Here is a 22,736-nt window from a genome sequence, read left to right on the forward strand (position 1 = left end):
TGCATGCTGGTTGCATCGACGGACAAATTCTTTCCCATGCCTTCCCGACCCGCGAATCGAAACGTCCGCCTGCCGGACGTTCCATCCATCGCAACGCGCTCACCACAAGCCGAAGAGGACCCCGGCAGCCGCACGCTGCGCCGCGGCCTGCTGGTGCTCGACGCCGTGCTCGCCAGCGGCCGCGAAGGCCTGCGCGTGGTAGACCTGTGCCGCGCTGTGGGGCTTGAGCGCGCCACCGTCTACCGCCTGCTGGCCACGCTGCTGGAGGGCGGCCATGTGGCCCAGCGCGGGCGTTTTCGCTATGTGGCGGGGCCCCGCATGGCCGCCATGGCCGCGCCCGCCGCGCTGCCCAACATGGCCATGCGCCTGGCGCCCGTGCTCGAACGCGTGAGCCGGGCCTGCGGCGACGCGGCCTTCGCCATCGTGCGCGAAGGTGCCGCATCGCACTGCATCGCGCGCCATGTGGGCACGCACCCGGTGCAGATCCTGGTGATCCAGGTGGGCACGCGCCAGCCGCTGGGCGTGGGCGCGGCCGGCCTGGCGCTGCTGGCCGCGCTGCCCGACGACGAGGTGGACACCGCCATCGCGGCCAACGCGCAGGAGCTGCCGCGCTACGGCGGCATGACGCCCGAGCGCCTCGCGATCCTGGTGCGCGCCACGCGCGAGCGCGGCTGGTCGGTGGTGGGCAACCACGCCACCCAGGGCGTGCTGGCTGCGGGCATGGCCGTGCGCAACGCCGAGGGCGCGCCCGTGGCCGCCATCAGCGTGGCCTCGACCCTGGACCGCATGCCGCGCGAGCGCCAGCAGCTGATTGCGCGCTGGATGCGCGAGGCGCTGGCCGCGCTGCTGCCCAAAGGGGTGTGACCCCCCACCGGCCCGGGTGCCTCAGCCCGCGTTCGCGCCCTGCACAGCGGGCGCCTCCCCGGCGCATTGGCTGCCGCGTGCCGCGCCCAGCCCCACCAGGCCCTCCTGCAGCAGGCCTGCCAGCCACTGTGCGAGCAGTTCCGTGCCCGGCATCGCTCCGAGCGCCTGCAGGCGGTCACAGGCCTGCTCCACCGAGGCCCCCGCCTGCAGCAGGTGGATGAAGACCGCCTCCTGGGCGCCCAGCGAGCGAAAGTGCGGCTGGTAGCCCTTGCGCCACACCAGCAATGTCGCAGGCGCTGGCAATGCCATCGCTTCGGGCACGTCTTCATCGGCATGGATGGCATTCCACAGCGCGACGGCATTGGTACTCAGCGTGCGCAGCAATGCGCTGGGGTGCAGCACCCCGGCGCGCGCCAGCCAGGGGCCGGCGCAAGCCGCCGTGGCCGCGTCCAGCGCCGGCACGTCAGCCCCGTCGAAGCGCGTGCGCAGGTCCCAGTCGAGCTGGGCCAGTTCATGCAGTTCGGGGTTCTCCGGGTAGAGCGCGCGCAGGGTGTCGACAAAGCCCTCGCCATAGCGGTTGAGGCTGCGCGCCACGGGAGGGTTCGCCATGGCATGGTCGCGTGCGTGCCCGTCGAAGGTGTCCGAGCCCAGGTAGAGCCAGGTCTTGGCGTAGGTGTCGGCCAGCACCTCGGACAGCCGTGCACGGTAGGCATGGTGGTAGATGCCCAGGCGACCCGTGACCGGGGCCTCCGCGTCCAGGGCCTGCAGTGGCTCGGCCAGGATGCGGCTGGCCAGGTCCTGCTGCAGCACCTGCAGGGGCGGGGCAAAGGACAGCGGGCCACGCGGCCAGGGCACTGCGGCCGGTCCTGCGATACCGGCCGGTGTCACATGCGCCGCAGCGATGGACCGCGCCACGCCCACTTCGCCCAGCAGCTCGGCCAGCGGCGGAATGCGGTCGTCGCGCTCGACCATGGTCGCCACGGCACCGAAGCGCTCGCAGGCCCGCGCATACAGGTCCCACACGGGCTGGGCCACGGGGTGGTCGTGCGTATCGATGATGTGGTCGCCCTGGTCGGCATGGCCGGCCAGGTGGATCTGCTGCACGCGCTGCGCAGGCAGCGCGTCGAGGTAGGTGAGCGGGTCGAAGCCGTGGTTCACGCTGCTCACGTAGATATTGTTCACGTCCACCAGCAGCAGGCAGTCGGCCTCCTGCGCGATGTGGGCCAGAAACTGCCATTCGCTTGCGCTGTCGCCCGCGTAGCGGATGTAGCTGGAGACGTTCTCCAGCACCAACCGGCGGCCCAGCACGTCCTGCGCGCGGCGGACCTGCGCGATCACGTGGCGCGCCGAGGCATCGGTGTAGGGCAGCGGGTACAGGTCGTGCAGCTGCTGGTCAGGGGCGGGGCCGATCCAGCACAGATGGTCGGACACCCACAGCGGCTCGATGCGCTCGGCCAGCGCCTTGACCTGGCGCAGGTAGGCCAGGTCCACGCCCTGCGCCGCACCGATGGACATGGCCACGCCGTGCATGGCCATGGGGTAGTCGCGGCGCAGCGTGTCGAGCACCGCCAGCGGCTTGCCGCCGTCGATGAGGTAGTTGTCGGTGATGATCTCCAGCCAGTCGAGCGGCTGGGGATGCGCGAGGAAATCCGCGTAGTGGGCAGTGCGCAGGCCCAGGCCGAAGCCGGTGCCGCGCGCGGCGATGGGGTCGTGTGCCATGGTGCGCAAGCGGCTGCGCCGTGGCGCAACCGCCAGGGGCATCAGCCCTTGATATCACCGATGGTGCCCTTCTCGCTCAGGCACTGGGCAGCGGTCTTGGCCTTGAAACCGTGGCCCTTGCAGGCGTTCTGGCCCTTGCAGCTGTGCTCGGCGGTGGAGCAATCGCTGTTGCCCTTGCAGTCGTGCACGTTGTAGCAGTGCACCTTGTCGTTGGCGGCGACGGCCCCGCCCTTGGAGCCCTTGGGGGCGTCGGCGGCGAAGGCACCAGACGACAACGCCAGCAGCGCGGCGGCCAGGGCGAGGGAAGCAGCGGAGGAATTAGAGGTGGACAGCATGGTGGATGACTCCATAAAGGTGAGGGAGGGTCGAAACAGGGGCTTTTCAGATCGCACGGCGCCGTGCTCTCTGCCTGTTACTTCGCTCCATCCACCCTACGGGTTACATGCGGCCCCACAAATATTTGCGGCGCATCCCAAACACGTGTCAGCCCGAGGTCTGGGTCACCGAAATGTCGGTGTGTACTAGTGACACCGGGTAGCGCTGGCCGGCCAGGTAGTCCGCCAGGCATTGCAGCAGCAAGGGGCTGCGGTGGCGCTCGGGGCAGGCGCGGATTTCGTCGGCCGTCATCCACACGGTGCGCACGATGCCTTCGTCCAGCGTGCGCCAGGCGTGGTGCGTTCCCAGTGATCCGGCAAAGGCAAAACGCAGGTAGGTCAGGTCGTCGCCCGTGCGCGTCTTGGTGAAGCGGTTGAGGTACACACCGATGAGGTGTGTGGGCTCGAAATCGTGTGCGGTTTCTTCGAGCACCTCGCGGGCGCACGCGCTGGGGGGCGACTCACCGGGGTCGAGGTGGCCGGCCGGGTTGTTCAGCTTGAGGCCATCGGTGGTTTCTTCCTCCACCAGCAGGAAGCGGCCATCGCGTTCGATGATGGCAGCCACGGTGACATTGGGTTTCCAGCGGTTCGGCATGCCAGCCATTATGACCACGGCCTGCGACGGATGCCCGGCCCGTGGCGCCGTTCAAACAGGCCCAATGGCGTACGCAAGGCGCTGGCTAGGGCGCCAGCGTTCGCACCATGTACACGGCCCCCTCGCCGTAGCTTGCCAGCCGGTCTCGCTGCAGCGCATCGGCCAGTGGCTGCACGGCGTAGCCATGGCGCTCCCAGTAGCCCTGCGAGCCCTGCACCGACACCAGGGCCGTGTGGCGCAGCCCCCAGGCCGCGCCCTGCGCCCACAGCGGTGCCAGCAGCGCCTGCGCCAGGCCCTGGCCCGCGCAGGCCGGCAGCACCGCCATGTCGTGCAGGTACAGCGTGTCGGGCGCGCCGGGCGGGCCCTCGAAGTCGCCATGCAGTGGGGTGACTTTGCCCTGCACCGAGCGGTAGGCCGCGAGGTAGGCGCAGACCTGGCCACCGCGCTCAAGCACCAGGGAGCAGTTCACCGGGCTGGCAAGCCGGCGCGCAAAGACCTCGGCGCTTTCGACAAAACCCGCGCCATAGCAGGCCAGCTGCACCTGCAGCAGGCCGGGCAGGTCGCGCGGCTGCAGCGCGCGGGGAACCACGGGGGTCAAGGGTTCTTCAGCGCAGGGGGCTGTACAAAGTCTTCCAGGGACAAGCCCTTTTCCTTGAGCAGGGCTTCGAGCACAGGCTGCAGCCGGCCCAGGCTTTCCTGCACCGCTTCGCGCACCGTGTCCACCACCACCTGGGTGCTGCGCTCGATCTCGATGTTCAGGCGGTCGCCGGCCTTTTTGCCCTCGAACACCGTGGCGCGACGGGTCTCGGGGATCAGCCAGACCTCGAACCAGCCTTCGGCGCGGTTCACCTCCGACACGGTGAGGCTGGCGCCGTGGATGGCGATGTAGCCCTTGGCGAACACGTACCTGCGGAACTCGGGCGGCACGGCCACGCGCCACACCAGGTTGTTGTCGAACTCGCGCACGCTGGCCAGCATGCCCGAAAAATCGATATGGCCCGACAGCGGGTGGCCGCCGATCTCGGCGCCATCCTTGGCAGCGCGCTCCACATTCACGCGGTCGCCCTGGCCATAGCTGCCCAGCGTGGTGATGTTCAGGCTCTGCTGCATCACGTCGAAGTTGGCCTGTGTAGGCGAGAGGATCTCGGTCACCGTGAGGCACACGCCATCGGTGGACACACTGGCACCAATGGCCAGGTCCTGGCAGAAGCCCTCGGGAAAATCGAGCGTGAAGGTGCGCAGGCCTGCGCGGTCATGGATGGCGGCAATGCCTGCCGTGGCTTGAACGATGCCTGTGAACATGGTGGCGCGGCTTTCGGGGTGTGGCCGCCGATTTTGCCACCCGGCCTCGCACCGTGCTGCCCGCCATACAAAAGGGCTGCCTTAGGGGCAGCCCTTTCGCACAGGGAGCGTGGTGCTTACTTCGCGCGCAGCAGTTCGCCCACTTCCAGCAACACGAGCTCGTTGTCGTCGGCCTTGTTCGGCTCGCGGCTGGAGCTGAAGGGCAGGTTGTTGTCGTTGCCGACCACGATGTGCGTGCCGTCCACCACGTCCACGTTCTCGATGGTGAAGAAGGGGAAGGTGAGCACGCCGTTGTTCAGCGGCTTCTTCGCCAGGCGTTTCGGGTCCTGGATGGACATCAGGTCGATGTAGCCCACCTTGCGCAGCGGGCCGCCGACGTTGGCGTCGGTCAGTTCGATCTTGTAGACGCGCTTGAACTTGGCCAGGTCGTGGAAGCAGTCGGTGCGCTTTTGCCCTTCGGGGCAGGCCTTGTCGGCCGTGCCTTCGCCGTTGTCGCGCTCGATGATCAGGCCGGTGGTGCCGTCGATCATGTTGAAGTCTCCGATGGCATGGTGGTTGGCCTCGAGCACATACTTCCAGTGGCGGCCGGTCCATTGCTCGGCCTTCACGTCGAACTCCAGCACGCGCAGGTACTGCTTGCCGTCAACGGCCTCGTAAGCCTTGCCAGCCTCGTTCCACAGCGGGCCTTCGAGCAGGGCGTAGAGCTTGCTGCCGTCCTTGGACGAGGCCATGCCTTCATAGCCCTTGGAGCGCTTGACCTCGAAGGCCGGGGCCTTGGCGTCGGGCGCGCCGGCCGTGGTGATGGCCGGATGGTCGGGCGAGCGCACGGGCTTGCCGTCCACCTGCGTTTCGAACACGGCGAGCACGCGGCCCGACAGGTCGGCCTTGATCAGGTAGGGCCCGAACTCCTCGCCGATCCACAGCGCGCCGCCGGCGAACTGGAAGCTCTCGGGGTCGAAGTCGGCACCCGTGAGGTAGCGCTTGTCCGTGCCTTCGTGGACGATGCGGAACGGCACCTTCTTGTCCGGGTCGTGCAGGAACACCGTGGCCTGGCGCTTGAACTGGCCGGCCTTGAAGTCCACGCTGTAGTGGCTCAGGTGCAGCATGAAGTCAGGCGAATTGGCCTTGGCACCGGCGCCGTTGTCGGTGAGGATCCAGAACGAGCCGTCGGCCATGCGCTTGATGCCCGAGTGGCCCTGCAGCGGCTGGCCCGCGAAGGGCAGGGAGATGCCGGTGGGGCGGCCGCCCGAGAGGCCTTCGACCGAACCCAGCGCCTCCACGCGCTTGCCGGTGGTGAACTTGCCGCTGGTCTGCAGGTCCTGCGGTGCGTCCTTGGGTGCGGGCACCAGGCTCATGGCGGGCATCACGGCGTGGCCTGCGAGCGTGGCGGGGTAGGCTTGCTGGGCCTGGGCGGTGAGGGAAACAGCAGCGGCGCACGCCAGCAGGGCGCAGGCGGCGAGGGTGGAAAGTCGGGACATGGTCGCTCGGGGCAAATGGAGATAAGACGCGACGATGCCCGCCGCGCATGACGGGCGCGTGACACCCAGCCCGGGAGCGGGGCAGCGCTATGCCTCGATGCGCACCGGCGTTCCCACCACCACCCGCTCGAACAGGTCCATCACGTCGGCGTTGGCCATGCGCACGCAGCCATGCGATGCCGGCACGCCCAGGGGCGTGCCATCGGGACAGCCGTGGATGTAGATGAAACGGCGAAGCGTATCCACCGCGCCACCGCAGTTGAAGCCCGGCTCGCAGCCCGTGAGCCACAGAATGCGGCACAGGATCCAGTCGCGCCCCGGGTGCTGCGCCGCAAGGCCGGGCGAATACATCTCGCCCGTGGGCCGGCGCCCCACGAAGACGGTGGCAGCGTCGCAGCCCGCACCCACCTTGGCGCGCACACGGTGCAGGCCACGCGGCGTGCAGCCGCTACCATTCGACTCACCCACGCCATGCAGCGCGGTGGACACGGCATAGCTGCGCACCAGGGCATCGCACTCATACAGATCGAGCTGCTGGCGCAGCACGCTGATGTGCACCTGGACTTCGCGCGCCGCGCCTGCCATGCCAGCGCCGCTCAGCCGGCGGCCACCAGCCCGGCCGCATGGCCGCGCGTGAAGGCCTCTTCGAACACCGAATAGCCCGACCAATCGCTGTGCGCGAACGCCAGGCGCGCCGTGGCCGGCGTGGGCAGCACGGCCACGCGCTTGTCGGGCGCCCGGTAGCGGCCCGGCTGGTGCAGCCAGCCCAGCAGCCCTGGTGTGGGGATGGACATGGCATGGCCGTAGCGCGTGATGTCCACGCGCGTGGCGCGCTCGGCCAGGTCGGGGTGCGGGCCGGCCAGTGACTGCATGGCCGCCTGCGCCCAGTGGGCCCAGGGCTGGGTGGCCAGTTGCTGGCGGCCATCGGGCAGGTCGCCCAGGGCCTGGTAGTAGGTGAGCACCGTGGGCCCGGGGCGCGGGTCCAGGCGCTGGTGGCCGGCGTCCACGTAGCCCAGACCGCCCGGGTTGGCATCGGCATACAGCACGTTGTCCCAAGCGGGCGCGGCACCGGCGCGGTCGGTCAGCGGCGCATCGATGTGGATGTTGGCCACCAGCCACGGCGCCCAGGACAGGCGCTGCGCTGTTTCGGTGAGAAAGGCCGGCGGGTTGCGCACCACGCGCGCGGCCAGGAACACGGGCAGCGCCACCACGCAGCGCGGCGCCTGCCAGCGCTCGACATTGCCCGAGGCATGGTTGAGCGCATCCACCTCCACGCCATGGCGCCCCTCGGTGATGCGCAGCACGCTGGTGCCCGTGGCCAGTTGCCCGCCCTCGCGCAGCGGCACCGCCAAGCGCTGCGTGAGCCAGCCATTGCCCTCGGGCCAGGTGAGCACGCCCTCGCGGTCATCGGTGCCTGCGTCGCCCGGCGCATGGAAGCCATGGCGGCTGGCGAAGTAGTGGATGCCGGCCCAGGCCGATACGCGCGCCATGCCCGCACCGTAGTCGTCGCGGCAGCAGTAGTCCAGGTACCAGCGCAGGTGCGCATCGTCCAGCCCCTCCTGCGTGAGCCAGGCGCCGAAACTCAGGGCGTCGAGCGCCTGGTGCGTGGGCGACAGCGGCCGCTTGCCGTCGAAGGCCTTGAGCATGGGCATGGTGAAGCGCGCCGCCTTCGACAAGGCATCCACCCGCTCGGAGAACCGGCGGTACTGGGCCAGCGTGGCCTCGCCCACACCCTGCACCGGCAGCAGGCCTTCCTGCCATTCACCCTCGAAGTACAGGCGCTCCTGCGGGCTGTGGCACAGGTGGCGCTCGTCGTAGCGCCAGCGCCCGGCCACGCGCTGGCGCAGGCCCAGTTCTTCGAGCAGGTCCTGCACCTCGCTGGCGTCGTCGCCGGGCACGGGCAGGTAGTGCGCGCCCATGGGGCAGGCGATACCGCCGACCATGGCGCCTCGGCTGTTGCCGCCGGCCTGGTCTTCGAGCTCCAGCAACGCGAAATCCTCCACCCCGGCCAGGCGCAGCGAGCGCGCCGCAGCCAGCCCTGCCACTCCGCCGCCGGCGATGATGACCTGCGCGCGCCGCACCACCGAAGGTTCTGGCAGGCTCCCTTTTTGCAGCATCTCGCGCAACGCATGGCCGCGCTGCATGTCGATGCCGGCAAAGCCCCCCTCAAGCGTGCGCGGCGCCTTCTCACAGCCCGGCAGCGCGGACCCCGCGGCCAGCAAGGCAGCGGCCTGCAGCAGCTGCCTGCGGCGTGGTGAGGGCGGAGAAGAGGGGGGCGCAAGGGACATGGGGCCGTACTCTACGTCACCCGCAACCGCCCCCCGGCAAAAGAGGGTCAGTCGGCCCAGCGTGCCTGGATTTCCAGCAGCCGGGGCAGCTGCGCGATGAACACCTCCACCATGCCAGGGTCGAAGTGCTTGCCCGCCTGGGCGCGCAGGTGGGCCAGGGTGTCTTCGATGCTCCAGGGCTCCTTGTAGGGCCGGCGCGCCGTCAGTGCATCGAACACGTCTGCCAGGGCGACGATGCGCGACTCCACCGGAATCGCCTCGCCTGCCAGGCCCTGCGGGTAGCCACTGCCGTCCCATTTCTCGTGGTGTGTGAGCGCAATGGAGTGGGCCAGGCGCAGCAAGCCTGCGGGGTGCTCGCCGATGATCTCGGCGCCGATCTGGGGATGGCGGCGCATGGTGTCCCACTCGCCGGCATCGAGCGGGCCGGGCTTGCGCAGCACGGCATCGGGGATGCCGATCTTGCCCACGTCGTGCATGGGCGCGGCATTGAGCAGGTCCTCGGCCCAGGCGGGCGAGTGGCCCAGCGCCAGCGCCAGCACATGGGCGAAGTGGCTCATGCGGATGACGTGCATGCCCGTCTCGTTGTCCTTGTACTCGGCGGCGCGGCCCAGGCGCTGCACGATCTGCAGCCGCGTTTCGCGCAGTTCCTCGGTGCGCACCAGCGACAGGTGGGTGCGCACGCGGGCGCGCACCACGGGGGCGCTCACGGGCTTGGTGATGTAGTCCACGCCGCCCACGTCGAAACCGCGCGCCTCGTCCTGCGCTTCGGTGAGCGCGGTGACGAATATCACCGGGATGTTCGCGGTGGTGCGGTCGGCCTTGAGGGCCTGGCACACGCCGTAGCCGTCCATCTGCGGCATCATCACGTCGAGCAGCACCAGGTCGGGCCGCTGCTGCTGGGCGATCTGCAGCGCGCGCGCCCCGTCGGTGGCGAACAGCAGGCGAAAGTCCTCCTGCAGGATGTGGCGCAGAACCTGCAGGTTGGTGGGTTCATCGTCCACCAGCAGCAGGCGCGGGCGGTGGTCTTCCTGCACGGGCGTCATGCCATCTCCTGAGGGGGTGTCGGCGCCTGCAGATGCGCACGCAAGGCCAGCAGGCAGGCCCGCGCCTCGTCAAAATCGAAGCGATCCAGCGCCTCCTGCAGGCTGTTGAGACTGACGGCCGACAGCTCGCCCTCCAGCACCGCCAGCGGAGCATCGGCCAGCTCCCCTTGCGCCAAGGCGGCGACCAGGGCATCGATGGCGGCGAGGACGCGGCTGCGCTCGGCAGGCGGCAGCGGGACCGGTGAGGAGGCCGTGCCCTGCAACTGGGCGTCAGGCGCCTGCGGATTGAGCAGGGCGACGCGCACCGCGTCGAGCGCGGTGGCCAGGGCCAGCAGCGCTGCCTGCACTGGAGCGGCATCGCGCGCGCGGGCCGCCTGCTCGATCTGCCCGGCGAGCTGCTGCACCACGGGCAGCGCCAGGTTGGCGGCGGCGCCACGCACGCGGTGGGCACGTGATTCCAGGCCCTCCCAATCGTCCGTCTGGTGCGCGGACAGCAGGCCCGCCAACGCCACGCCGCTCTCCTGCATGAAGCGTTCGATGGCCTCTCGCAGGTAGCGTGCCTGGGTCCACAGCCGCACACCACGGTCCCACTCGATGGCGGCCGGCAACGGCGCCTGCGGTGGCCTCAGTGCGCGCGTCCCCTGCAGCCCGTCGGGGCCCTCCAGGCTGCCAAAAGCACTGGTGACAGCAAACACCGGGTCCGCGCCATCTTCGCGCACGCCGATCACGCGCGCGATCTCGGCCATGAGCCGCACCGGCTCGACCGGCTTGCTCGCAAAGCCATCCATGCCGGCGGCGCGGGCATTGCGGCGGTCCTGCTCCAGGACGCTGGCCGACAGCGCCACGATGGGCGTGGCCTTGCGCTGCCGGGCCTGCTCGAAGCTGCGCAGGTGGCGGGTGACCTCCAGCCCGTCCATGTCGGGCATCTGCAGATCCATAAGGATCACGTCGAAGCGTTCTGCCGCAAAGGCCTCCAGCGCCTGCGCGCCGCTGCCTGCCGCGGTGATCTTGTGGCCGCCGCGCTGCAGCGTGATCTGCAGCAGCTCCAGGTTGGCGGGCACGTCGTCCACGGCCAGCACACGCAGGCTGGGCAAGGGCGCGCGCAGCCAGTCCCGGGCCGATGCACTGCCATCCACCGGGGCATGGCCCGTGTGCAGCGGCAGGTGCACGGTGAAGGTGCTGCCGTGGCCCACGCGGCTTGCCACCGCAATGGCACCGCCCATGAGCTCTGCCAGCTGGCGGGCGATGGTGGTGCCCAGGCCGGTGCCGCCGTAGCGGCGCGTGGTGGAGGCATCGGCCTGCGCAAAGGGGTCGAAAATGCGCTCCACACCCGCCGCGTCGATACCGATGCCGGTATCGGTCACTTCCAGCACCAGTTGCGCATTCACACCCGACACGCGCAGGGTGACACGTCCTGCGTGGGTGAACTTGATCGCATTGCCCAGCAGGTTGAGCAGCACCTGCTGGATGCGGAAGGCATCGCCCTGCCAGTGCGTGGGCACCGCGTCAGGGTAGTCGAGCACCAGCTCCAGCCCCTTCTTGGCTGCGGTGATGCGCAGCGAGGCGAGGATCTGCTCGCACAGCTCGCGCAGGCTGAAGTCGGCCACTTCCAGTTCCACCGCGCCCTTTTCGAGCTTGGCGGTGTCCAGAATGTCGTTGAGCAGGCGCAGCATGGAGCGCGCCGCATGGTGCACCGTGCCCAGGTGGCGGCGCTGGGTGCTTTCGAGCGGGGTATCGAGCAGCGCCTCGGTGAAACCGATGATGGCGTTCATGGGCGTGCGGATCTCATGGCTCATGTTGGCCAGAAAGGTGCTGCGCGCCGCTGCCGCGTGCTCGGCCTGCTCCTTGGCCGCGCGCAGGTCGGTCTCCATGCGCCGGCGCACGGTGAGGTCGGTGGCGAACTTGACGATCTTGAAGGCCCGCCCCTGGGCGTCGAAAATGGGGTTGTAGGTGGCCTGGATCCAGACCTCGCGCCCGCCCCGGCCCAGGCGCAGGTACTCTCCGGCATCGAACTCGCCCTGGCCCAGACGCGCCCAGAAGGCCTGGTAAGCCTGGCTGCCGGCGTACTCCGGCGTGCAGAAGATGCGGTGGTTCTGGCCTTCGATTTCGGCGCGCGTGTAGCCCATGAGGTCCAGGAAATTCCGGTTGGCTGTGAGCACCCTGCCCTTGAGATCGAACTCGATCACCGCCTGCGACCGGCCGATGGCAGTGACCGTGCCCACGAACTCGGCGTTCTGTGCCTTGAACGCCGTCATGTCGGTGATCACGCCATCGATCCACCGGACTTCACCCTGCGGCCCCGCGACACCTCGGCCCGTTTCAGACACCCAGCGGATGCCGCCATGCCGCGTTTGCAGCCGGTACTCCAGCACATAGGATTCGCCGGTGTCCAGGGCCCGCGCCACCTGCTCGCCGATGCGTTCGGCATCGTCCTCGTGGATGATGCGGCCAAAGGAGATGCGGCTCTGCAGGAAATCCTCGGCCGGCCAACCGGTCAGGGCCTCGACCGCATCGCTGATGAACAGCATGGACCAGTCGGCGTCGCAGCGGCAGCGAAACGCCACGCCCGGGATGTTGCGCACCAGCGAACGCAGCTGCTCCTCGCCGCGCCGGCGCTCCTGCTCGATGGCCCGGCGCTCGGTCAGGTCGGTCAGGAACCCCACGAGCACCGGCGGCCCCGGCAGGTCAACGCGGCCGACCACCAGGCGCACGGGCACCAGGGTGCCGTCCTTGCGCACCACATGGATGTCCTTATCCTTGCCCACCTGGCGCGCTTCGCCGCGGGACAGGTCGCGCGGCAGGTAGCTGTGCGGCGTGTCGGCATAGGCGGGGTCCACCAGCATGCGCACCGGCTGGCCCACGGCTTCCTCGGCGGTCCAGCCGAGCATGCGCTGCGCCGAGCCGTTGAAGGACCGGATGGTGCCGTCCGCATCGGCCATGATGATGGCGTCCATGGCCGTCTCCACGACGGAACGCAGGCGCGATTCGCTCTGCTCGGATCTGCGCAGCAGCCAGCGGACCCGCAGGCCGATGTTGACGGTGGTGACCACCAGGCCCACCAGCACCGCCATCAGGGCGATGGCCAGGGCCATGTACCTGGCTTGCTCGGGTACCGGCCCCAGGAGATCGGACCTGCCGGACACGCGCACGGCCGCGATGCTGATGTAGTGCATGCCGGCGATCGCCAGGCCCAGGACCAGACCGCCCAGCAGCGTGCTGAGCCAGGGGCGGCGTGTCCAGGCGCGCTGCATGCCGAAGCGCAGCCACAGCGCCAGGATGGCCATGCCCACCGCGAACACGAGGGAGGCCAGGAAGCCCACCACGTCGTAGCGGATCAGCGGCGCCGCATCGGATGCCGACATGCCGGCGTAATGCATGACGCCGATTCCCACGCCCGCCAGGGCACCACCCCGGGTGATGGAGCGGCGGGTGGGCTGCTCCTGGGTGAGCACGTGCAACGCGATCCAGGAGGCCACCAGGCTGGGAAGGAACGACAGCGCCGTGACCCAGGGCTCGAAATGGCCATTGGCGCACAGGTCGAACGCCAGCATGCCCACGAAATGCATGGACCAGACGCCCCCGCCCAGCGCCACCGCGCCAGAAGCCACCGTGAGGTTGCGGCGCAAGCGGTCGGGTGCGCGCAATGCCAGCGCTGCCAGATGCAGCGCCATGAGGGAAGAGGCGATCGCGAGCGCGACCGACAGGGCCACCAGCCAGGGGTCGTGCCCCCAAAGGTTCTGTAGATCCCGCTCGGCGCCGACAACAAAGAATCTCTCGAGCATCGGGCGGACGAATGTAAGCGTTGGTTTCCATTCTGCCGGGAACCCCGTGAGCAATTTACCCACGTGGCCGGTAACCCCCCCAACTCCCGGGTTTGTTACATCCACGCGCATGGATGCCACAGCTAATGCCCGACCACTTTGCCCCACTCCCGCTCATAGGTATGCACCAGCGCCTGGTTGGACAGGCGGTTCACCTCGGCCGGCAGGCGCGCCATGTCGAGCGGAAAGTCGAACAGCAAGGGCAATGTGCCCGCGCTCAAAAAGCGCAGGTCGGCCGGCAGTGCATCGGGCATTCGCCAGGGCCGGCGGCTGGCCACCACAAAGCCCCATTCGCCGAAGCTCGGCACATGGGCGTGGTAGGGCGCCGTCTGCAGGCCCACCGACTCGATCGTCTGCACCACGGTCCAGTAGCTCTGGCGGGCCACCAGCGGCGAGGTGGTCTGCACCACGGCATAGCCGCTGGCTGCCAGGCGCTTGTCCAGCAGCGCATAGAAGCTGTTGGTGTAGAGCTTGCCGATGGAAAAATTGGTGGGATCGGGAAAGTCGACCACGATCACGTCGAACAGGTCATCCACCGCATCGCCGCCATCCGCCTTGGCGTCCTTGCCGTGCTGCAGCCACTGGAAGGCATCGGTGTTGACCACGTGCACCTTGGGCGAGCGCAGCGCCTCGCCATTGAGCCGGGCGAGCGTGGGGTTGTCGGTGAACAGGCGCGTCATGGCCGGGTCCAGCTCCACCAGGGTGACGGACTCGACCGAGGGGTACTTGAGGATCTCGCGCACGGCCATGCCGTCGCCACCGCCGAGCACGGCCACGCGCCGTGGTGCGCCGTGCGCCGCCATGGCGGGGTGCACCAGCGCCTCGTGGTAGCGGTACTCGTCGCGCTCGGCGAACTGCAGGTTGCCGTTGAGGTACAGGCGGTGGCCCAGCTTGCCGTTGGTGACGACGATGCGCTGGTAGGACGATGCGGTGCTGAAGACGATGCGGTCCTGGTAGAACTTGTCCTCGGCAAAGCTGGTGATGTGGTCCGCGCCGAGCAGGCCCGCGAACAGCAGCCCCATCACGCCGACGCAGGCGAAGGCATGTGCGCGCAGGCGGCGCAGCTCATCGCGGAACAACCACACCGCCCACAGCGCCACGGCAGCATTCATGAGCCCGAACAGCAGCCCCGTGCGGATGAGCCCCAGGTGCGGCACCAGCAGCAGCGGAAAGGCCATGGACACGGCCAGCGCTCCCAGGTAGTCGAAGGTCAGCACCTGCGAGACCAGGTCCTTGAGCGCCACGTTGCGCCTCAAGATGCGCATCACCAGCGGAATCTCCAGTCCCACCAGGGTGCCCACCATGAACACCATGCCGTACAGCAGCAGCCGGAAGGCCCCCGGCACATAGGCGTTGGCCAGGAACAGCGTGGCTGGCAGGGCGCCGCCGATCAGCGCCACCAGCAGCTCGATGCGCAAAAAGTGCGCCGGCAGCTGCCGCTCGAAATAGCGTGACAGCCATGAGCCCACGCCCATGGCGAACAGGTAGGTGCCGATGATGGTGGAGAACTGCAGCACCGAGTCGCCCAGCACATAGGACGCGAGGGCACCGGCCGCCAGCTCGTACAGCAGGCCGCAGGCGGCCACGACGAACACGCTGGCCAGCAGCGCAACGTCGATGGGGCGAGCGCCCGATGGGGCGGAGGCGGAGGGGAGGGAGTTAGGGTTCGAGGACAAGCCGCTATTGTGCTGCGAATGGCGAGGGTCCCAGCTGCTGGCGCGGCGTTGCGCCGTCCGGCGTGGATGCCGGGCCCAGCAGGCCCCGGGGCAGGTCCTTGCCCCGGGCCGTGAGTTGCGCTGCCAGGCCCTGCGCGATGGCTTCGGCCCGGGTCCGTCCCTGGACCACCTGGTCGGGTGGCAGGCGGGCCACCTCGCGCTGCATGAAATCGGCCAGGTTTTGCGGGTTGCGCACCATCCGGGCCAGCAGGATGCGGTAGGCATGGCCTTCCACGGGGTCGTGGACTGCATACGCAGGGGCAGGCGGCACGCTGGGGCCCGCGTCGTAGAGCCATGCCAGGGTGCTCACGGCCGGCAGTGGCTCTTCCACGAGGGCCTGCTTCGCATAGCCCAGTACCTCCTGGTACCAGGCGGCCAGTTGGGCGTCGCTCTGGGGCACGCCCGCGAAGCCTTCGGGCCCATGGCGGCCGGTGGGCCCCACGTACTGGAAGTGCAGTTGTGCGTCCACATTGCCGGCCCGCGCGTGCAGGCGCAGGATCTCCGTGCGCAACGCATAGTCGCTGTCCGACAGCCGCGCACACAGCGCAGTGGCCTGGGCATGCCGCGTATCGAGCTCCTTCAGTTGGGCCGCCGATGCAGTGCCCTGGGACCGGCCCTCCCACAGCAGCCTTGGCAGGTCACCGCTGTACTCGCAGTAGCTGAGCGCAACCAGCATGTCCACATCGGCGTCGATGCCCGCCACCGAGGGGCCGGGATAGTTGCGCAGCATCTCCCACACGGGACGTGCGGGGGGCGTCAAGGCGGCCGACATCATGCTGAAGCGGCTTGGCGGCCGCTGGGCACTCGGCGCTCCCGACGCCGTTGAGGGTGCACTGGCGGCGCCCAGTTGGGCATCCCACGGGAAATCCGTGGCCCGGGGCGCTGCGACGCCGGCCGCATGGCCCTTTTCGGATGCAGCGTCGGCTTTCAGTGCACCAGAGAGCGGGTAGATCCAGAAAGTGCAGGTGGCCAGCACCACGACAGCAACAGCCCCCGCCACCCAGCCCCACCCGCCGGGGCGTGGGTGCTTGGAGCGAGGTGCGTGGGCCATCACGCAGCCAGTCTGCACGAGGGCGCATTGCCCCTCGTCCTTGCCAGACAAATGGCGCAGGTCAGAACTGGTAGTTCACGCTGACCAGCAGGCTGCGCGGGGCGCCCGGCATGGCGTCGGCGCGCCAGTATTCCTTGTCCAGCAGGTTGGAGATGGCGGCCGTGGCCGTCCATACGCCCTGGCGCCAGCCCACCAGCGCATCCCAGCGGGTGTAGCCGGGCACGCGCGCAGTATTGGCGGCGTTGAGCCAGCGGGCGCTGGTGTGCGTGGCGCCAATCTCCGCGTACCACGGGCCCTGCGGCGCGTAGCGCACGAAGAAGTTGCCGTTGCGCAAGGCGGTGTCCACCAGGTACTTGCCCACGAGCGCCGGCTGCAGCTTGTCCTCGGTGACCTTGGCGCTGGTCACACCCACACCGCCGCGCACGTACCACGACGAGGCCACGCGGCCTGCCGCGCTGAACTCGATGCCGCGCGAGCGCTCCTTTCCGCGCACGGCCCAGGTGAAGGGGTCATTGACCGCGTCGGGGCGGTAGCGGATGTTGGCGTGTTCGAGCTGGTACACCGACAGCTGGGTCGAAAGCGCGCCGTTCAGCCAGTCGCTCTTGACGCCCACCTCGACCTGGCGCGAGTGCTGGGGTTCATCGTCGTAGACGGCGGTGGGCGCAACGTCCACGCTGATCATGCCGCGCCCGCCGTAGGGCGAGTAGCTCTTGTTCCACGAGGCGTACAGGCTGTGCTCGCGCACCGGCTGCCAGACCACGCCCAGGCGCGGGCTCACCGAATCACCGCTGTAGCCGCGGCCCACATTGGTCAGCAGGTTGGTGCTGTTGAAGGTGAAGCGGTCATAGCGCAGGCCGGCCAGCAGCTTCCACTCGGGCGTGAGGCTGATCAGGTCCTGCACGTACAGGGCCTGGCCCTCGGCCTTGTGCAGGTTGTGCTGGGTCGGGTTGCCCTGCGCCGGCTTGGCGCCCCAGGCGATGGGCTGCAGCGGGTCGTAGCTGAAGGTGGACGCCGGCTGGCCGATGCGCGGGTGGCGCTTTTCCTCGCTGGCTTCCATGCCGACCAGCACCTCGTGCTGGATGCCGCCGGTGCTGAACTTGCCCGTCAGGTCCACGGTGTTGGACAGGGTCTCGTTGGCCGTCTGCTGCCAGGCGTAGTTCGGACGCACCTGGCCACGCCAGGTGCAGGCCGCCCCTGCGGTGGTCTGGCCCGCCGTGTTGCAGTAGGTGCCGGCGAAGTAGTGGTCAAAGTCCTGGCGGGCCTCGCGCTTGCTGGCCACCCAGCGCACGCTCCAGGCGCTGTTGAAGTCGTAGGACAGGTCCGAGCGCAGCACGCGCAGGCGGTCTTCCACATAGTCGTCCGGGTGAGCGAAACCCTTGCGAATCGAGACACCGGCGGGCAGTTGGTCGTAGGCCGGGCCGCGGTCGGGCACGCGCCAGATGTTGTCGTAGGTGTACTGGCCACTCCAGCGCAGGCCGGTGCGGGTATCGACCAGAATGCTGGGCGAGACCATCTCGTTCCGGTTGCTGATACCGCTGCGGAAGCTGTCGGCCTGTTCGCGGTCGGCCGTCAGGCGCACGGCCACGTGGTTGTTGATGACCTTGTTGATATCGAGTGTGCCGCCGTAGTTCTCCCACGAGCCGCCGCGCAAGGTGACGCTGCTCTTGGCATCGAAGCGGGCCTGCTTGCTCACCAGGTTGACGATGCCGCCGCCGCTGCTGCGGCCGTAGAGCACCGAGGCCGGGCCCTTCAAGATCTCGATGCGCTCCACGTTGGCGGTGCTGCGGCGCACCTGGCCAGATTCGCGCACGCCGTCGCGGTAGATGTCACCCGAGTCGGCGTTGAAGCCGCGGATCATCACGCCCTCGCCGCGCATGTCGTACTTGGTGTTCACGCCGGGCACGCCGTCGAGCATCACCGCAAGGTCGTTGATGCCATAACTCTTGTATTTGTTGACCTCCAGCGTGTCGATGGTCTGCGGGATGTCGCGCGGCGCCATATAGGTCTTGGTGGCCGTGGTCACGCCCTCGGGGCGCACATCGTCGGCGTCGTATTGCGAGCCTGTGACCTGCACGGCGGGCAGTGCGGCATCGGCCTGGGCCCAGGCCTGCTGCGCCGTGCCCAGCAAGGCCAGCAGGCTGGCTGCTGCGGTGGCCGCACAACGAAAACGGGCAGCCTTGGCGCTGCCCGCATGGTTCTTGTTTGCCATGTGTACTCCAGAAATATCGGACGAGCAGCCCCTCCGACCGCTAACGTTTACCCGAGGTACACATTTTAATACAAACGATAACTATTCTTATTCAAAACTTTGCACTCACAAGGGCAAGCGTGCGCCCGCCTTTGCAGGCCCATCAACGCAGCCATCCCCCGCCCTCAATGGATGGCAGCAGCGACGATGATGCTGATGCCCAGGCACATGGCAGCCACCACCATGCCCAACGCCCGGTTCTGCTTCTCGACGATTTCTCGCCACAGGTCATAGGGCGTGATTTTGTCAACGATGACAAAACAGATCCAGAAGATGACGACGCCGATCAGCGCGTACAGGATGGACCCGAGGAACGCCGCAGGCTTGAGCCATTCGATTCCCATCATGGTGGAAGCTCCTTGATAAATTACTTGTGTCCGCCGCCGCTGGAATAGCCGCCGAACGAGCCGCCCGAGCTGCGGTAGCCGCTGCCGGACGAGCCCGAACAGTTGCTCAGCAGGATCAGCAGGATGATGATGACGATCGCGATGATGATGATGGTGCCGCAGCCCAGGCCCGACTTGGCCACGAAGGGCCCCGGGTCGTCGCGCTGCAGCACGTCTTTCTTGTCTTCGAGCTTGAAGGCCTTGACCACGGTGTCGCTGGCCAGCTTGTCGCCCGAGGACCAGGTCAGCTCATTGGGCGTCTGCTCCATCGACAGCAGGCCCTTGGCGCTGGCAAAGTCGCGGTTCGACGTTTTCTGGCCACGCATGACCTGCCAGTAGAACTCGCCGAGCACGTAGGTGGTCTCGGCCTCGTAGCTGTACTTGAGCTGGTAGGTGGTGCCCATGTAGCTCGCGCTGCGGCCGCTGGCGGCCATCTGCGGGGCGCCGGTGGTCGGGCGCACCATGCTCCAGCCGTCCTCGGCGTCCACCAGGAAGGCGAAGCCGCGCTTCTGGTTGTACAGCAGGTACTCGCTCCAGCCGAAGTGCTCGTCGTCGCCCGGCTCCACGCCCATGCGGTGCTGGAAGCCCACCACCTGCCAGTGCACGCCCTGCAGCTGGCCCTTGCTGCCCAGCGGGATGATGGGGCGCACGGGCTCGTCCTGCTCGGTCGATTGCAGCTCGCCGCCCACGCCGCTGTCCAGCGAAATGATGCTTGCGCACGATCCGCAGGTGATGCTCTTGGTGCTGGACAGCTGCACCTGCACCGGCGCACCGCAGTGCGGGCAGTTGAACTGGCGGCCCTTCTCGTCCTTGGCCGATTCGTCCTTGAGGCCGGTGAGCTTGAGGTCTTCGAGCAGCACGGCGCGGCCGCGCTCCAGGTGCGGCGGCGTGTGGCCGTAGTCGATGCTGAGCACCTCGCCATCGGCGCTGCGCAGCTCGACCATGTCGAAGGGCTGGCCCAGCGGCGGCAGCTTGGGCAGTTCGCCCTGGGCCGAGATCAGCGAGGCGCTGCCGCTGAAGGCGACGGAATACGACTTGCCGGCAATGGCGGTGGTGGCGCCGATGCGAAAGCGGGCCGCCTCGGGCAGCTCGCGCCCGGCCTCCATGGGCCGCGTGAAGACATAGGCGCCGTTGTCTTCGCCCAGGCTGGCAAGCGTGCCGTCCTGCAGGAAGGCCGACCATTCGGTCCAGACGCCGGCCTCGGTCTTGTACTGCAGCCGGCCGATCAGCGTGAAGGGGATGTCCTTGCCGTCGAGCTCGATGCGCCCGCTGGCCATGAGCTGCAGCGGGCTGTGGTCGTCGAACAGCTCGGCCATCTTGCCCACGCGCTGCAGCACGTCACCGCTGCGCACCACGGTGCTCTGGCAGTAGCCGCAGACGGCGTGCGTGGACTGCGCGCTGCGGAATTCAACCGGCGCGCCGCAGCCCGGGCAGGGCGCGCGGTAGGAACGCTGTGTAGGGTCAGTGGCCATTCGGGCGGTGCCAAAGGCGGCCGGGTGCGGCAATGCAGGGGCCCATCGGCCCGCTGCTGCCCGCACGCCAGGCGCCGGTAGCGAAGGTAGGTTGCGCCGGCCTCAGATCAGCTTCTTGAGCAGTTCGGACTTCTTGGCGTCGAACTCTTCCTGAGTGAGGATGCCCTTGGACTTGAGTTCGCCGAGCTTCTCGAGCGTGGCCATCACGTCCTCGGGCTTCACGCCGGAGGCTGCTGCTGCCACGGCCGCTGCGGCAGGGGCCGCGTTGCCGCCACCCTGCAGGCCCTGCTGCAGGTTCTGCGCCATCACCTGGCCCAGCGCCACGCCAGCCCCCAGGCCCATGGCGTCGCCCGCAATGCCACTGCCGCCACCGCTGTTTTCGGCGAACTTGGGGATGGCCTGGGCAGTCTGGTACTGCATGAACTTGGCCATGTCGTTGCCGACCATGCCCATGCCGATCTTCTGGTCCAGGATCTTCTGCAGCTCTTCGGGCAGCGAGACGTTCTGCACCGTGAGGTTCTCGATCAGCAGGCCGAGCTTGGCGAACAGGGGGGCCAGCTCCTTGGTCAGCGCATCGGCGAACATGACCTGGTTGGCCGCCAGGTCCAGGAAGGGCAGGCCGCTGCCGGCAATGGCGTTGCTGATGTTCTGCAGCACCAGGCCGCGCAGCTGGCCTTCGAGGTCGCCCACGGGGTAGGACTCGCGCGTGCCCGAGATCTCGGTGTGGAACAGCTTGGGGTCGGCAACGCGGAAGGCGTAGTTGCCGAAGGCGCGCAGGCGCACCGCACCGAAGTCCTTGTCACGGATGGTGATGGGCTGGGGCGTGCCCCACTTCTGGTCGATCTGCTGGCGCGTGCTGAAGAAGTAGACATCGCTCTTGAAGGGCGACTCGAAGAGCTTGTCCCAGTTCTTGAGGTAGGTCAGCACCGGCAGCGTCTGCGTGGTGAGCTTGTAGGTACCGGGGCCGAAGACGTCGGCCACCTTGCCTTCGTTGACGAAGATCGCCATCTGCGATTCGCGCACCACCAGCGTGCCACCGTTCTGGATTTCCATGCCGCTCATCGGGAAGCGCCATGCCAGCGTGCCGTCGCCTTCCTCCGTCCATTGGAGGACGTCGATGAACTGTTTCTTGATGAAGTCCATGAGGGCCATGTCTGCTCCCTAGTGCGTTGCCGCAGTTGAAAAGATGTCCATCATAGCAACGGGGTTGGCGCCGCCAAGGGCATTTTGTGTCCCCACTGCGTGACGGAATTAACGGGGGAGGCCGAAGACTTCCGCAGCCACTCACTTGATAGTTTCAATGACGCGGTTAGCCGCAGTCAATTGGCAATTGCTATTGATAATTCTTATCATTTCGTGATGCCTGTCCACCCCTTGCGCAGGCGCTGAACGAAAGGAATCCACCATGGCCCGCATCCGCCAACTCGCCCGCCAGAACCAGACCATGCTCAAGAAGACCGGCAGCTACTACCTGATCCACATCAGCGTGGCAGCCATGGTGGCCTACGCCGTCACAGGCAACCTCTGGGCATCGCTCACGCTGAGCCTGCTGGAACCCACGGTGCAGGCCGTGGCTTTCTTCTTCCATGAGAAGGCCTGGGAGCGTGCGGCGCGCCGCCGTGCGGCCGGTGCGGCCGATGCCGTGCCTGCGCTCGCATGACCGCCATGCACCCGCCCTTTTTTGCCCAATGGCTGCAGCAGGTTCTTGCAGCCTACGCACAGGGGCAGTGACGTGCTGCGAGGCTCAATGCCCTTCGAAATCGACGAGGGTGTAGAGCGGCAGGCCTGATTCCCTGAGCCGCTGCGAGCCGCCCAGCTCGGGCAGGTCAACGATGGCCGCGCCCTCGATCACGTTGGCGCCCAGCTTCTCCAGCAGCCGCCGGCCAGCCATCATGGTGCCGCCCGTGGCGATCAGGTCGTCGATCAGCAGCACGCGGTCACCGGGCTTCACGGCATCGGTGTGCAGCTCCACCGTGGCGCTGCCGTATTCGAGCTCGTAGGTCTCCTCCACCGTGGTGAAGGGCAGCTTGCCCTTCTTGCGGATCGGCACGAAGCCCACGTTGAGTTCGTACGCCACCACAGCGCCCAGGATGAAGCCGCGCGCATCGAGCCCGGCCACCACGTCGGGGCGCAGGGCCTTGTCCATGTAGCGGTGCACGAAGGCATCGATCAGCACGCGAAAGACCTTGGGGTCCTGCAGCAGCGGTGTGATGTCGCGGAACTGCACACCGGGTGCCGGCCAGTCGGGCACGGTGCGGATGTGCTGGCGCAAGTACTGGTTGACGCTGAGGGGCTGCATGGGGTGTGGGGTGGATGGCACAAAGGCTGCGAGTGTAAACACCAGCCACTGGGGTCGGCGGACCGCAAGCCCCGAATGCTG

At 68.2% G+C, this 22,736-nt stretch carries 19 protein-coding genes; 2 read left to right on the forward strand and 17 right to left on the reverse strand.

Translation table 11 applies throughout. The annotated features are described in order from the left end of the window. Positions 1–36: 36 nt before the first annotated feature. Entirely contained in the window at positions 37–864 is an 828-nt protein-coding gene (locus tag QYL93_RS23415; RefSeq protein WP_305745907.1) for an IclR family transcriptional regulator, read from the forward strand. A gap of 21 nt (positions 865–885) precedes the next feature. Here QYL93_RS23415 and QYL93_RS23420 read toward each other — a convergent pair whose 3' ends face one another. From QYL93_RS23420 to QYL93_RS23495, 16 genes are all read right to left on the reverse strand, one after another. Beyond that, entirely contained in the window at positions 886–2,583 is a 1,698-nt protein-coding gene (locus QYL93_RS23420) for a DUF692 family multinuclear iron-containing protein (protein ID WP_305745908.1), read from the reverse strand. Between the two features lie 41 nt (positions 2,584–2,624). Next, positions 2,625–2,918 (reverse strand): hypothetical protein, encoded by a 294-nt coding sequence (locus QYL93_RS23425; protein WP_305745909.1) that lies wholly within the window; start codon positions 2,916–2,918, stop codon positions 2,625–2,627. A 148-nt stretch (positions 2,919–3,066) separates the two neighbouring features. Further along, positions 3,067–3,552, reverse strand: coding sequence for an NUDIX hydrolase (locus QYL93_RS23430; RefSeq protein WP_305745910.1), 486 nt, complete (start codon positions 3,550–3,552; stop codon positions 3,067–3,069). A gap of 85 nt (positions 3,553–3,637) precedes the next feature. Continuing rightward, a complete protein-coding gene (locus QYL93_RS23435; protein ID WP_305745911.1) occupies positions 3,638–4,150 on the reverse strand; it encodes a GNAT family N-acetyltransferase in 513 nt (170 codons plus the stop codon). Next, on the reverse strand, positions 4,147–4,854 hold the full coding sequence (locus QYL93_RS23440) for a riboflavin synthase subunit alpha (protein WP_305745912.1): 708 nt from the start codon (positions 4,852–4,854) through the stop codon (positions 4,147–4,149). Before QYL93_RS23440 ends, QYL93_RS23435 begins: the two co-directional genes overlap by 4 nt. A gap of 116 nt (positions 4,855–4,970) precedes the next feature. Then, entirely contained in the window at positions 4,971–6,332 is a 1,362-nt protein-coding gene (locus tag QYL93_RS23445; protein WP_305745913.1) for an esterase-like activity of phytase family protein, read from the reverse strand. 87 nt (positions 6,333–6,419) lie between these two features. Then, positions 6,420–6,917 (reverse strand): L,D-transpeptidase, encoded by a 498-nt coding sequence (locus QYL93_RS23450; protein WP_305745914.1) that lies wholly within the window; start codon positions 6,915–6,917, stop codon positions 6,420–6,422. Between the two features lie 11 nt (positions 6,918–6,928). After that, the gene (locus QYL93_RS23455; protein ID WP_305745915.1) at positions 6,929–8,620 is read right to left on the reverse strand and encodes an FAD-dependent oxidoreductase; all 1,692 of its coding nucleotides are present in this window, start codon (positions 8,618–8,620) and stop codon (positions 6,929–6,931) included. Positions 8,621–8,667: 47 nt separating this feature from the next. Beyond that, positions 8,668–9,663 (reverse strand): two-component system response regulator, encoded by a 996-nt coding sequence (locus tag QYL93_RS23460; RefSeq protein WP_305745916.1) that lies wholly within the window; start codon positions 9,661–9,663, stop codon positions 8,668–8,670. Next, a complete protein-coding gene (locus tag QYL93_RS23465) occupies positions 9,660–13,445 on the reverse strand; it encodes a PAS domain S-box protein (RefSeq protein WP_305745917.1) in 3,786 nt (1,261 codons plus the stop codon). Before QYL93_RS23465 ends, QYL93_RS23460 begins: the two co-directional genes overlap by 4 nt. Before the next feature lie 122 nt (positions 13,446–13,567). Then, entirely contained in the window at positions 13,568–15,160 is a 1,593-nt protein-coding gene (locus tag QYL93_RS23470) for a polyamine aminopropyltransferase (RefSeq protein ID WP_305745918.1), read from the reverse strand. Between the two features lie 4 nt (positions 15,161–15,164). Beyond that, positions 15,165–16,250 (reverse strand): hypothetical protein, encoded by a 1,086-nt coding sequence (locus QYL93_RS23475; RefSeq protein WP_305745919.1) that lies wholly within the window; start codon positions 16,248–16,250, stop codon positions 15,165–15,167. 61 nt (positions 16,251–16,311) lie between these two features. Next, positions 16,312–18,459, reverse strand: a complete 2,148-nt coding sequence (locus tag QYL93_RS23480) for a TonB-dependent siderophore receptor (protein ID WP_305745920.1) — start codon at positions 18,457–18,459, stop codon at positions 16,312–16,314. A 164-nt stretch (positions 18,460–18,623) separates the two neighbouring features. After that, entirely contained in the window at positions 18,624–18,845 is a 222-nt protein-coding gene (locus QYL93_RS23485) for a DUF350 domain-containing protein (protein ID WP_370877028.1), read from the reverse strand. A 20-nt stretch (positions 18,846–18,865) separates the two neighbouring features. Continuing rightward, positions 18,866–20,356 (reverse strand): DUF4178 domain-containing protein, encoded by a 1,491-nt coding sequence (locus tag QYL93_RS23490; protein ID WP_305745921.1) that lies wholly within the window; start codon positions 20,354–20,356, stop codon positions 18,866–18,868. A 102-nt stretch (positions 20,357–20,458) separates the two neighbouring features. Further along, positions 20,459–21,508: an SPFH domain-containing protein gene (locus tag QYL93_RS23495; RefSeq protein ID WP_305745922.1), complete on the reverse strand. Its 1,050-nt coding sequence runs from the start codon at positions 21,506–21,508 to the stop codon at positions 20,459–20,461. Between the two features lie 253 nt (positions 21,509–21,761). Here QYL93_RS23495 and QYL93_RS23500 point away from each other — a divergent pair, with 253 nt between their 5' ends. Further along, a complete protein-coding gene (locus tag QYL93_RS23500) occupies positions 21,762–22,016 on the forward strand; it encodes a DUF2061 domain-containing protein (RefSeq protein WP_179682850.1) in 255 nt (84 codons plus the stop codon). 84 nt (positions 22,017–22,100) lie between these two features. Here QYL93_RS23500 and QYL93_RS23505 read toward each other — a convergent pair whose 3' ends face one another. After that, a complete protein-coding gene (locus tag QYL93_RS23505; RefSeq protein WP_305745923.1) occupies positions 22,101–22,655 on the reverse strand; it encodes an adenine phosphoribosyltransferase in 555 nt (184 codons plus the stop codon). Positions 22,656–22,736 lie beyond the last annotated feature (81 nt).

Origin of the sequence: Acidovorax sp. A1169 (assembly GCF_030704685.1) — a bacterium.
Classification (GTDB): domain Bacteria; phylum Pseudomonadota; class Gammaproteobacteria; order Burkholderiales; family Burkholderiaceae_C; genus Acidovorax.